The organism is Arthrobacter sp. B0316-5-4 (assembly GCF_059090325.1).
In genome coordinates, this window is record NZ_JBNHFN010000005.1 from 131,028 (window position 1) to 143,744 (window position 12,717).

Annotated in this window: 9 protein-coding genes; 8 read left to right on the forward strand and 1 reads right to left on the reverse strand. The window is 58.8% G+C overall.

Going from position 1 to position 12,717, the window contains the following annotated elements:
• Positions 1-451: 451 nt before the first annotated feature.
• Positions 452-1,870, reverse strand: coding sequence for a chromosomal replication initiator protein DnaA (dnaA, locus tag AC5RU9_RS16155; RefSeq protein WP_211710336.1), 1,419 nt, complete (start codon positions 1,868-1,870; stop codon positions 452-454).
• 464 nt (positions 1,871-2,334) lie between these two features.
• Between dnaA and rpmH the strand changes: the two genes are divergently transcribed.
• The 8 genes from rpmH (at position 2,335) to AC5RU9_RS16195 (ending at position 7,935) form a co-directional block, all read left to right on the forward strand.
• Entirely contained in the window at positions 2,335-2,472 is a 138-nt protein-coding gene (gene rpmH, locus AC5RU9_RS16160) for a 50S ribosomal protein L34 (protein ID WP_011776797.1), read from the forward strand.
• Between the two features lie 41 nt (positions 2,473-2,513).
• Positions 2,514-2,924 (forward strand): ribonuclease P protein component, encoded by a 411-nt coding sequence (rnpA, locus tag AC5RU9_RS16165; RefSeq protein ID WP_211710335.1) that lies wholly within the window; start codon positions 2,514-2,516, stop codon positions 2,922-2,924.
• Positions 2,917-3,327 carry a membrane protein insertion efficiency factor YidD gene (yidD, locus tag AC5RU9_RS16170; RefSeq protein ID WP_442789700.1) on the forward strand — a complete coding sequence of 137 codons (411 nt, stop codon included), beginning with the start codon at positions 2,917-2,919 and terminating at the stop codon, positions 3,325-3,327. Before rnpA ends, yidD begins: the two co-directional genes overlap by 8 nt.
• Positions 3,328-3,343: 16 nt before the next feature.
• On the forward strand, positions 3,344-4,324 hold the full coding sequence (gene yidC, locus AC5RU9_RS16175) for a membrane protein insertase YidC (RefSeq protein ID WP_257369971.1): 981 nt from the start codon (positions 3,344-3,346) through the stop codon (positions 4,322-4,324).
• Positions 4,324-4,875 (forward strand): Jag family protein, encoded by a 552-nt coding sequence (locus AC5RU9_RS16180; protein ID WP_309993352.1) that lies wholly within the window; start codon positions 4,324-4,326, stop codon positions 4,873-4,875. Before yidC ends, AC5RU9_RS16180 begins: the two co-directional genes overlap by 1 nt.
• Before the next feature lie 6 nt (positions 4,876-4,881).
• Positions 4,882-5,532 carry a 16S rRNA (guanine(527)-N(7))-methyltransferase RsmG gene (rsmG, locus tag AC5RU9_RS16185; protein ID WP_211710331.1) on the forward strand — a complete coding sequence of 217 codons (651 nt, stop codon included), beginning with the start codon at positions 4,882-4,884 and terminating at the stop codon, positions 5,530-5,532.
• Positions 5,533-5,619: 87 nt separating this feature from the next.
• On the forward strand, positions 5,620-6,672 hold the full coding sequence (locus AC5RU9_RS16190) for a ParA family protein (RefSeq protein ID WP_307843733.1): 1,053 nt from the start codon (positions 5,620-5,622) through the stop codon (positions 6,670-6,672).
• 66 nt (positions 6,673-6,738) lie between these two features.
• Positions 6,739-7,935 carry a ParB/RepB/Spo0J family partition protein gene (locus tag AC5RU9_RS16195; RefSeq protein ID WP_494017239.1) on the forward strand — a complete coding sequence of 399 codons (1,197 nt, stop codon included), beginning with the start codon at positions 6,739-6,741 and terminating at the stop codon, positions 7,933-7,935.
• Positions 7,936-12,717 lie beyond the last annotated feature (4,782 nt).

A 12,717-nucleotide genomic window follows, 5' to 3' on the forward strand; every position in this document is an offset into this window, starting at 1 on the left:
AACTACAAACAGACCCGAGGATGGGAGCGCTGCTGACAGCTTAGCCGGAAGATCCGCTATTAACCCATCCCCGATCGGCCGGACCCCTCGTATGTGGACAGCCGCAGGCTGGCCTCGGCCTGGCCGATGGCCGGGCTCGGAGTGTGGCAGAACGAGATTGTTATTTGAGGGATTTCAATTTTTTGGGATTCGTAGTGTTAATAACTGCTGTGGAAACTGTGGATAACCCCATCTCGCCGTGCAGTTCCGCGGTTAAGCCCTGTTCACGAAGTGTGCGTTAACTGGGTTTTAAACAGGGTGTGGATGGGGACAACTCCCAGGACCGTTTTTAACGATCCACAGGCGGCTTAAGGGTTTTAAGCCCATTAAGCACGCTTGTCCCCTTAAGTATCCACAGGCTTATCCACATGCACCTGTTAATAAGGTATGTAGTGGCGGTCGCGATGTGGATTCAGGAGTCGCGCTGCTGCTGCTTGATGCGGTTGGTCAGTTCGGTGACCTGGTTGTAAATCACACGACGCTCAGCCATCAGCTCACGAATCTTGCGGTCCGCGTGGATCACTGTGGTGTGGTCGCGGCCGCCCAGCTCCTGGCCGATCTTGGGCAGGGACATATCCGTCAGCTCCCGGCACAGGTACATGGCGATCTGCCGGGCAGTCACCAGCGTCCGTGTGCGGGACTTGCTGCACAGCTCTTCCATGCTGAGCTTGAAGTAGTCAGCCGTCTGGTCGAGGATCTGCTTTGCCGTGATTTCCTGGGCGCCGTCATCCGTAATGAGGTCCTTGAGGACCATCTCGGCCAGGGCAACGTCAACCGGCTGGCGGTTGAGGCTCGCAAACGCAGTGACGCGGATCAAGGCGCCCTCAAGTTCGCGGATGTTGCTGGAAATCTTCGAAGCAATGTACTCCAGGGCGTCATCCGGCGCTGACAGGCCCTCGCTGAGGCCCTTCTTGCGGAGGATGGCGATACGGGTCTCGAGCTCCGGCGGCTGGATGTCCGTCAGCAGGCCCCATTCGAAGCGCGACGTCATACGGTCCTCGAAGCCGGCCAGCATCTTGGGCGGCTGGTCGGAGGTGATGACAACCTGCTTGTTGGCGTTGTGCAAGGCATTGAACGTGTGGAAGAACTCTTCCTGCGTCCGGTCCTTGCCTGCCAGGAACTGAATGTCGTCGATCAGGAGCACATCCACGTTGCGGTACGTGGTCTTGAAGCTGGTGCCTTCGTCGTCGCGGATGGAGTTGATGAAGTCATTGGTGAACTCTTCGGAGTTCACGTAACGGACGCGGATGCCGCTGTAGAGTCGGCGGGCATAGTGGCCGATTGCGTGCAGCAGGTGGGTCTTGCCCAGCCCCGAGTCTCCGTAGATGAAGAGCGGGTTGTATGCCTTGGCCGGTGCTTCCGCCACGGCTACCGCGGCCGCATGGGCGAAGCGGTTCGAGGAACCGATCACGAAGGTATCGAAGATGTACTTCGGATTCAGGCGGCCGAACTCATGCGAAGTACTCGGCGGAGTCGGTTGCGGCTTCGGCTCTGCAAAGTCCGGTACTGCGGAAAGCTCGACGGCGGGTTCCGGCTCTGCATGGACCGGCACCAGATCGGTGTCTACGTCGATTGCGCAGCGGATGTCGTCCGAAAAGACGCTGCGAAGGGCATCGTCGAGGGCATCCTTGACCTGCGTCTGCAGGACTTCCCGGGTGAGCTCGTTGGGAACTGCCACCAGCAGGGTCGAACCAATGAGGCCTTGCGCCTGGGCCAGGATGACGAAACCACGCTGACGGGGAGTAACCCGATCGTCTTGTTCCAGGAGGGTCAACACCCTGCGCCAGGAACTTCCGACAGTGTTGGCGTGGTTGGCTTCGTCTACTGTCATCAATCAGTTCCTAAATACTTGCTTGCCGGCGTTGCTGGCAGCCGAAGTGTCTCCGGCGTCGCTGTTCCGGGCGATAATCCACAGAGTTATGCACAGCGGGTGGACAATGGGCTACTGAGCCACTCTAGGGGATGCAAAGGCCAGAAGATAGCTGGGAAGTTGCCTGTGGATAATTACACCGTTGTGGTTCCGGAATGAGGCCTGTGAGCCACTTCATCCACAGGCTGCTAACAAGGTCTGGACACAGCTGTGGATACCTGCGCGGCAGGCTCCCGGTTTGACTGTGGGTCCCTTTTTGCCCTAACGTTGTGAAGTCCTTTGTGTCCGCTTTTGAGATCAGTTGTAACTCCGTACGTTCATCGTGCGGGAGGCAACGGCGGCGGCACATACAAAACTTAGCGTCGGCCAGTTCTTCCCCTTTTTTGATCGGGTGGGCGCACCTTTGATCCACTGGAGTAACTAACGTGAGCAAGCGGACTTTTCAGCCGAATAACCGCCGTCGGGCCAAGAAGCACGGCTTCCGCCTTCGTATGCGCACCCGTGCCGGCCGCGCCATCCTGGCTGCCCGTCGCGGCAAGGGCCGCGTCGAACTGTCGGCGTAAATAACTGACTTGTCGGTCAGGGTCTTTTTGCGGGTTCGACGGTGCTAGCCACCCCTAACCGTCTGCGGACGTCTACCGACTTTTCAACAACTGTACGTTCCGGCGTCCGCAATGGACGCCGGAACTTAGTGTTATATACGGCCTCTATTGGGGCCGGGGAGCCGAGTCGAATCGGCTTCATTGTCTCCAAAGCCGTCGGGAACGCTGTGACCAGGAACCTCGTTAAGAGGAGACTGAGAGAAGCAGGCGCACTTTCCTTGCACACGCATGGAACTGGCCTGGCGGTGGTGGTCCGGGCTCTGCCCGCAGCTGCATCTGCCAGCTGGGAGCAGTTGCTCTCGGACTACAACGCCGCACTGGCAGTGACGACGAAGCGACTGGGTGGCTCCAATCCACGCAACGCTTCGCCGGACCGCAACGGCACCACTACGGAAGGGACACCGCGTGCATGACATAAGCACCGCCGTCGTTCCTTCCTCAAGTGTGCCCTCAAACAGGAGCCTGCCCGCAGCGGTGGGTATCTTCCTGTGGGAGCTGCCACGGAACATCCTCATCCTTTTGCTGAAGGCGTACCGCAAGGTCGTCTCCCCCCTGTACGGCCAGGTTTGCCGTTTCTTCCCCTCCTGCTCGGCGTATGCCTTGGAAGCAGTCACGGTGCACGGCGCCGTCAAGGGTAGCTGGCTCGCAGCCAAAAGGCTCGCCAAATGCCACCCGTGGAACGCCGGTGGAGTGGACCATGTCCCCGCCGGCCACCGTCATTGGCCTGAAGGCCGGACGCCCACAATTGTTGTACTGAACAACCCGGACCAGTTCCTGGCTGCTCAGGCTGATGAAGAAGGCCGCACGGCGGCCTAACGAATAGGGATAACTAATGGATGACTTCTTTGGGACAATCATGTTCCCGTTCAAGTGGCTGGTGTCGATCATCATGGTCGGCTTCCACGAGGGACTGAGCTTCATTGGCCTGCCCGCCGCAAATGGCTGGACCTGGACTCTGTCCATCATTGGCCTCGTGCTGGTGATCCGTGCCGCCCTGATTCCTGTGTTCGTCAAGCAGATCAAGGCGCAGCGCGGCATGCAGCTGCTGCAGCCGGACCTGAAGAAGCTGCAGGCGAAGTACAAGGGCAAAACCGACCAGCTCTCCCGCCAGGCCATGGCGCAGGAGCAGATGGCGATGTACAAGAAGCATGGGACCAACCCGTTCTCGGCATGTTTGCCGATGCTGATCCAAATGCCCTTCTTCTTCGCGCTGTTCCAGGTGCTTTCGGGTATCTCCAACGCCAAGAACGCGGGCAACGGCATTGGGGCCATGAGTGCCCAGCAAGTCGTGGAATTCGATGAGTCGAGCATCTTCGGTGCCCCGTTGTCTTCCGCGCTGCTTCACGGTGGTGCCGGAAATGTCTCCGTAGTGGTTCTGAGCATCATCATGATCGTTGCCATGACGGCCTCGCAGTTCATCACCCAGAAGCAGATCATGGCCAAGAACATGTCTGAAGAGGCCATGGCCAGCCCGTTCATGCGGCAGCAGAAGATGATGCTGTACATCCTGCCTCTCGTTTTCGGCATCGGTGGCATCAACTTCCCGATCGGTGTCCTTATCTACTGGACCACCACCAACCTCTGGACCATGGGCCAGCAGTTCTTCGTCATCCGCCGCATGCCCACCCCGGGTTCACCCGCTGCCAAGGCACTGGAGGAGCGCCGCGCTGCGAAGGGCCTGCCGCCGCTCTTGGGTGGCAAAAAGACTTCAGCCGCTGATGCCGCTGCCGAGGCCGAAGCTGCGGCGGTTGCAGCCGCCGAAGCCCGTGCCCAGCGCGTCCAGCCACAACGTAAGAACAGGAAGAAGAAGTAATGTCTGCCGAGAGCACCGAAGAAGTTACCACCGCCGTAACTGAAGACCAGGACGACTCCCAGGAAGAAACCCAGTCCAAGACGGCCAGCCGCTTGGAAGAGGAAGGCGACATCGCTGCCGACTACCTCGAGGAGCTCCTGGACATCGCCGACATCGACGGCGACATCGACATTGAGGTCCGCAACGGGCGTACCTACATCTCCATTGGCGCAGACGAAGAGTCCGCAGCCCTGGACAGCCTCGTAGGCCGCGACGGCGAGGTGCTGGAAGCACTCCAGGAACTGGCGCGCCTCTCGGTGCTGTCCGCTACGGAGAACCGGTCCCGCCTGGTGCTGGACATCAACGGATACCGCAAGGAGCGTGCCGGCGTTCTCCAGCAGATCGCCGAGGATGCCGTGGCCAAGGTCAAGGCCGATGGTGGGACTGTAGCCCTGGAACCCATGAGCGCTTACGAACGCAAGATTGTCCACGACGTCGTCGCTGATCTCGGACTGGTTTCAGAATCCGAGGGCGAAGGCGCTGGTCGCCACATCGTAGTCTCGGCTGACTAGAAGCTCATGGTTGACATCACCGCAGCTGAACTGGAAGCGGCAGAGAAGATCTTTGGGGAGCGCCTGGATCTCGCCAAGCGCTATGTTGAACACCTGGCTACGTCCGGCACCGAACGGGGACTGATCGGTCCGCGCGAGATCCCTCGCTTGTGGAGCCGTCACGTCCTGAACTGCGCGGTCATCGAATCTGCCATAGCGATGGACAGCCACGTTGCCGACGTGGGGTCCGGTGCGGGCCTTCCGGGTCTGTGCTTGGCAATTGCCCGGCCGGATCTTGAACTTACATTGATTGAGCCCCTGGAGCGCCGCGTCATTTGGCTCCAAGAGGTAGTGGATGACCTCGGGCTGGACAACGTCACCATCATGAGGACCCGCGCTGAACTGGCAGTGGGCCTGGTTGATGCTGACGTCGTTACGGCGCGGGCAGTTTCCGCACTGAGCAACCTTGCCGGCCTGACCATCCCACTGTTGAACGGCCGCGGTGAAGTGGTGGCCATTAAGGGCCGAAGCGCAGGCGAAGAGATTGAGAAGGCAAAGAAAGTTATCCGCAAGCTTGGTGGCGTGGAAACGTCCGTTGTGGTTTGCGGACAGGAACTTTTGGAGGAACCCACCACCGTGGTGCGGATCATCGTCAACAAGCCGGGAAAGAGCGCGTAGCTACCGCCCTGTTTCCCGCGTGTCGGCGGCCGAGCGGTTAGGCTAGAGATCGGCAGCAAGCGCCAAATGAGAGTGAGAGTGTGACCAGTGGGCAGTAGTGAAACCTCCACGCAGCGAATCCCGCCGTTTATGTCTTTGGGGTCCGCGCGGGCAATGGCCACACCCTCTGCGTCCCTTCAGTCTGCAATAGTGCGCCCTCATTCGGTTGATAACGCCGTTTCACGTGAAACTGTCACAGATGGAGTGCGAAACGTCATGGATTCCATTGATGACTCCAGCCCCATTGCCCGCCAGCTGGCCAACGAAACACGCCGGCGAGAACGCCTTGTCGGGCGCGAACTGCCCAAACCTGAAGGGACCCGTATCTTCACGGTCTCCAATCAGAAGGGCGGCGTTGGCAAGACCACAACCACAGTCAACATCGCAGCGGCCTTGGCCTCGGCAGGCCTCAACGTCCTGGTCATCGATATTGACCCGCAGGGCAATGCATCGACGGCCCTCGGCATTGAACACCATGCCGATGTCGACAGCATTTATGACGTCCTGATCAACGATCTGCCCCTGAAAGACGTTGTGGCGCCATGCCCGGACATCCCCAACCTCATCTGCGCCCCCGCGACGATTCACTTGGCTGGTGCCGAGATCGAGCTGGTCTCATTGGTGGCTCGCGAACAGCGCCTTCGCCGTGCCATCGATGTCTACGCCAAGGAACGGGAAAAGAGCGGTGAAGGGCGACTCGACTTCATCTTCATCGACTGCCCACCGAGTCTCGGCCTGCTCACGGTCAACGCATTCTGCGCAGCCAGCGAGGTACTCATTCCCATCCAGTGCGAGTACTACGCACTTGAAGGCTTGAGCCAGCTGCTCAAGAACATCGAGATGATCCAGAAGCATCTGAACGCCGACCTCGTCGTGTCCACCATTCTGTTGACCATGTACGACGGCCGCACCAACCTCGCCGCCCAAGTTGCTTCTGAGGTGCGCCAGCACTTCCCCGAGCAAGTACTGAGTGCCGTGGTACCCCGTTCGGTCCGTATCTCTGAGGCTCCGAGTTACCAGCAGACAGTCATGACCTACGATCCTTCGTCGAGCGGCGCGTTGTCCTACATGGAAGCCGCCGCCGAAATCGCTGAACGCTAGAATTTTTGAAACACTGCAACAGCCTGAGCCGGACCGTGCTTGGCTATCCATCGGAGGGATGAATCAATGAGCGAAAAGCGAAGGGGCCTCGGCAGGGGTCTTGGGGCTCTCATTCCCAGCGCGCCTGGTGCCCAGGGAAATGGTGCCGCAGCTTCCCGTCCCGTGGACCTGTTCTTTCCGGAGGCACGGAAGACCGCCGAACCGTCGGCTGAGACACCAATCGCCGAGGTGCCCGCTGACGAGCCCAAAGCGTCCGGTGCCAAATCTTCCACTTCAGCGCGGACAAAGCCGGCGGCGAAGCCCGCTACCAAGATGTCTTCTTCTTCAGCTAAGACTTCGACTACCAAACGCGCAGCTGGTACTGATGCCGTAGTGGTTGAAGATGAAAGCCCGACGGCGGACGCGCCTTCCGCTTCTGCCTCGCCAAGCGTTGAGCTCGTAGAAGTTCCGGGTGCTCGTTTTGCCGAGATTCCGGTCGGCGACATTCATCCAAACCGCAAACAGCCCCGATCCGTCTTCGATGAGGACGACATGGCTGAGCTGGTGCACTCTGTCAAGGAAATAGGCGTCCTCCAGCCAATTGTTGTGCGGACTTCAACCGAAAAGGGTGGAGAACCGTATGAACTGGTTATGGGTGAGCGTCGCTGGCGTGCCGTGCAGGCCGCGGGACTCGAGACAATCCCTGCAATCGTCCGTGACACCACGGATGACGACCTTCTCCGCGATGCGCTACTCGAAAACCTGCACCGCAGCCAATTGAACCCGTTGGAAGAGGCGGCGGCCTACCAGCAACTCCTTGAGGACTTTGGTACCACCCACGAACAGTTGGCAGATCGCATTGGCCGGTCCCGCCCGCAGGTCTCCAACACTCTTCGCCTGCTGAAGCTGCCCCCCTTGGTGCAGCGCCGCGTCGCTGCCAGTGTACTTTCAGCCGGTCACGCACGTGCCTTGCTGTCCCTCCCTGATGCGGCGGCAATGGAACGCCTGGCTCAGAAGATCGTGGCTGAAGGCATGTCTGTAAGGGCCACCGAGGAAGCTGTGGCCCTTTACCAGGACCCCACGGCGCCAGCAAAGAACTCCATTCCTAAGCCCAACGCTCGTCACGAGCGCCTTGATTACCTTGCTTCGTCGCTTTCCGATCGTTTGGATACCAACGTGAAGATCACTTTGGGTGCTCGGAAGGGTAGGGTCAGTATCGAGTTCGCGAGCGTCGAGGATTTGAATCGAATTATGGACGTTCTCGGACCTGGAGCTGAGGACTAGTACTGCATCATCCATTAGATGGGGTTCGCTCTTGGAGCGGGCCCCATTTTTTTGGCCCTAGTGGCCCGGTATTCGAGACTTTTTCAGCTGGATGAGGCTGACTGGCCGCGGCCTTGTCGTTTCACGTGAAACAATGCCGTAAAGGGCCTATGTTTAGTAAGCGCGTGTGTCCCAGCCCAGGCTCTATACGTGCCGCTGCGTGTCCCCTAAAGGTCCCCGCTGGTGAACTAGAGTCGTTGCCCACTAGTAGCCTCCGAAGTCCCTACGCGATCATCCAGGGCCCGGATCCGGCTAGTTGGATGCCTTCCTCCGCTGTCGCCTATTCGTATCCAGTCTGTCTCTGCTGGTCACACCCGTTGGTTCGTAGCTTGTCGGCCTATTGGCGTATGCTGCAAGTGCACAGTGGGTTCGCGCTGAGACTATATTCGCGGGGCTGTTTCACGTGAAACAAGGCGCCAGGCTGAACCTGAACTTCCGAGGGCCCCAGCTCGCTCGGAGCTAGTTTTGTTGTGCACTTGCGCTTGTGCGTCTTCCAAGCGGCAGATCCCCCCTTGAGAGCTGGATGGGGCCTGGTTGTCGGAAGCTTCATGGCTGACGGCTCTGTATGTGCTGTCTTTGAGGGAAAAGAGTAACTGGCCTCAGCGTCTTGACTGCTGCCCCTGCGCGCGAATGGTCGTGTTTCACGTGAAACGGTATTAGGAATAGTGACTTCGGCACTAGTTGGTTGCGTGTTGCCGTGAACATCGCCATCTGCGCACAACTCTAAGTTCGGCTGATAGCGTGCTCGCCGCATTAGTCGGCATGAGCTGAGTAGCGATGGGGACGCCAGTTCTCGGCATATGTTTCACGTGAAACGGACGTGCGCCGGGACTACATGACGCAGGATTAGGATGACTTGTAAGCGAGAGGCCGAGCGCCCCAACTAGCGCTTCAGTGGCGGGGCGTCTCTCCAGGCCCCATAGGCCTGAAGCCGTGAATATCGTGGTCAAACGCGGGTGCAAGGCCCTCTGGGCGCTGGCGTGAGAGGACTTGAACCGTGCCCAAGCGAGCCGCTGACTGCGCCGGCATCAGCATCAGTGTCTTCCGTCCTGATTGGCGTACAAGCACTCGTGGTTGCCGACGTCCCAAGGCCGCGAGATTTGCTGGAGCGGATAGGCGAGACACCGATTGATCGCGGCACGGAACTTTTCTTCGACCAAACCCCAAGTGACAAGAGCGCACGGCATTTGCAAAGGGACCGATTGATCCATGAACTTCATGGCGACCTTGAGCCTGGTTGGAGCCGGGCCGTTCAAGAGGGGGCGAGTTGCTGACGAGAGTGGGACAGACCTTTGGTCGAAATCAGTCAGGGAGCGACCAATCGGCCGCCGTTACTCAGAGTGAACTATCGGATCGTCTGCCCTTGGGCATGGAAGCTTGAAGTCGAAAGTGCCGTGACAGGGTACTAGATAGCGTCTGAGGTCCAAGCTTAGAGTCCAGCGATTGCACCGAAGCGTGACGACCTGAGCACGCGCTGTTGTGGGCTACTTGGCAGCATCTCCATTCGCCGAGCGGCAACGCAATTGTGCCGTCGAAATTCCAGCTATTCGGATCAGAGTAGAGGACAAAACGCATAAGGGCTGGGACGAGGTGTACATCAGGGCGGTGCTCGTACACTTCCAGTTCGTGATCGTCCTCCTCCGGTTTTCCTTGACTGGTGGCCAGTGCCGGAGCCCCAGGCGCCGCTAGTGCACAAGGATCACTGAACTGGTGGAGCAGGCATAGGCAAGCCGGACGAGGCACTGAACCAGGACCTGGACTGCGCCCCTTAACACACTGTCTGGCGACGGACTCCCCCAACGGGTGCCATGACCAACATGCGTACAACCAAGCATCAAACACTCCAGATAGGAGATACCGCTTGGGGCAGGCCAGTGCTCGTAGACCTCAGGGTTTCCCGAGCGCGCGCTTCACGTGAGCCGGCTACGGATTGATCCGATGTCGGCATAGGTTGCCGGCGGCATGCTTCTAAACCTCGGAGTCGCCACCCAGGCGCACAGGGTTCGGCCATCGTCTTTGGGCAGCCCACTGCGGACCAGGACCCGCACGCGTGGCTATCGCACGACGGCGCGCCCATGTGGTGTTTCACGTGAAACGGACCGGTGTGAGCGTCCGAAGCCTAAGCTCGGAACTCCCCCAGTTGTGCAGAAATGTTGTGGACAAGTCGGTGGATATCGCTGTGGATAACGATGGGGATAAGTCACCCGTCGAGGCAGCAACTACTCCGCTAAATCTCCTGGGTCCGGGGCTAGGGATATCCAATACTGAGTGACGAGGCTGGGCCCCTTACCTTCAGTCTGACAGCAGTTCCTTGCCGCCGCAGAAGTATCCTTGCCAAGGCGCAAAAGGGGCCCATATGCATTGATTCTGGAGACTTCGGGCCTGTTGCCGGTTGAAAGGGCACCCACGGAAAAGGGAATCGCACTTTCTTGGTTTTTAGGGACTCGTGTACGGTATCGGACTGGCCGGCTTGATCCTCCTGTGGGCGATCTCATGGACAGTGGAAAAGCCTGTGGATAACTTTGTGAACAACTACTCTCTTCACCTCAAGTGCTTGTGCTCGTGGCGTCGCTGCATGTGCCCGCTAGGACAAAGTCAATGGTGAGATTTTGTCCCATGCCTTATCGAACCGGAAGGCCTGTGTAACGAGGGGCGCCGAGATCCTACCTGCGTTAGGCGCGGTGTTTCGTCTCAAATTCTGGGGATGGATGATGCCCTCGCGACTCCCACGTATGCCGTAGCTGAGGGCTTGGATACTCAAGGTCGAAATCCGAGACTATTGATCGGATGTCTTCATGCGGCGGACGTCCCCGATCTTGAGCAATTTGCTTCGGCCCAGAGTCCGTACGGGTGGTAAGTAATGGGACAGCCGTCGCCATGGCCCGACTGCGTGAACGGAGCTGAGACTTCCCTTCTGGAAGAGAGGTGGAATGGCACAGTGCTCGGAGGACAGACCATGCGATGGGTTAGGAATAGGCACCACGGCGAGTGTGCTCTATGAGGGACTTCGGATTGAAGGCTCACGCTCCTGGCACGGATGATGCTGCGCAGGCGGTACTAGCGCGCCGGCCGATGGAATCGACCTCAAGACTCCGAGTCGCGAGGGCGGCAGCTGGCAGTGCTCGCTTTGGCGTGCCTGGGATCTGGGCATTTCGGGCGCTCCGTTTCACGTGAAACATCCGTGTGATCTGCCGGGGTCAAGCGCTGACAGGAAGACCGTCTTGATCGATGCTACTTGGCCGTCAGGCTGGAGGTCCCTTGCTTGGACGACCCACTGCCTCCTGCCCTTCGCTCCCGGAAGAACGAGTCCAAAGCATCACCCAAGTTCGCTCAACGGGATCATGGTTATGGTTCAGCGTGGGATGGCTGCATTGACGGCGATACACTGACTTCGGAGAACATCGACGCATGCCTAACCATCCTCCGACATTGGTACGGAGCAGCGGGAGGCCCTGACCTGATGGTGTCACCCTAATTCCATGTCGTTGTGAAAGTGACCCCGCGCTGCGAATGTCGGTTTGTTCAAAGCGCATGGACAGCGAGGGTAGAAGGAATGCCGATATGCTTCGACGCCGGGCAAGCCCCATAACTGTCCCCCGCGTTCCAATGGGGCTTCAGTACTCCCTGGCGCACCCAGGGGCGGTGAAGGGCCCCGTCAGCGGCCTGGATATGGGACCGCGGCTCTAGGCGCCATGTTGCCTCAGGGAGGGGGGCTAATCGACTCTTGTGGAGTTGAGCCGGCAGCATGAGCAGAGGTTGACCGTGGAGCACCTGAGAATCTCCGTTATAGCCACCATCCACACGGCCAGAACGTCGTCTTGAGGCTAGCGTGGGTGGCGATATAGCAGTTGTTTCTCCTACCCAAGGCGCTTTGGTCTGAAGACCATGACTGTGCACTGCTTTGGAGCCTGTTTGGCCTCGCTATTGATCGCCCGTGGGTACACAACGCGTGTGGAGAATCTAGTATGGGTCGGCTGGAGACTCGTCAGTGCGTGAGTCGAGCCTTGTTTCACGTGAAACACGAGCCTCTCGACTGAGCCTGCTTGCTTGGATGGTCATCGAATGGCTCTGCCGATGCTTCCCTCTTGTCTGTAGGGCGGAGGCCAGATTCATGAATAGCTAAGTGCCGAGGATGATCAAGGAGTACGTAGGACTGTATTCAGAGGCACTCACTATTGTTGGCGCGCCTCGGGTACATTTCCTAGGCACTGCATGCGGTATGCGTCAGGAGCGAAACGGCTACCTGAGTTTTCGAGTGCAAATCGAGGAAACCACTGAATTGGTCTTCCTCCTGAGGCGTATGAGTCATGAGGCTCTTGCCAATGCGCTCTAAAGCACGGCAGCATGCCGGACCGCGCAAAGGATGCGGGATTGGCGCCGAGGCCGCGAGTAATGCTCGGGTTTCCCTGACGTAGATGATGTAGCAGCACTTAGCGATTGACAGCCCGGAGCTGGTTATGAGGAGGAGGCGTTGAACCAAGGCCGTAATAGGAAACCAGCGCTACTTTGTCCGATGGTCAACCGGGCAAGGTGAACAATTCACGTGGCGCGATGAGTCGAAGGGGCACCTGCCAATCTCTACAGCCTTGACTTGGAGCAATGGCAGCGGACGTCCAGGGAAACCATTCCTCTGCTTGAATTCGGAGATTGCGAGCATGGGTAGGTAGTTCAGGTATGTAAATCGCGTTTGCAGAGGCGAGGACCATTGGGTCGGTTTCACGTGAAACATCCCCAACGTTCACG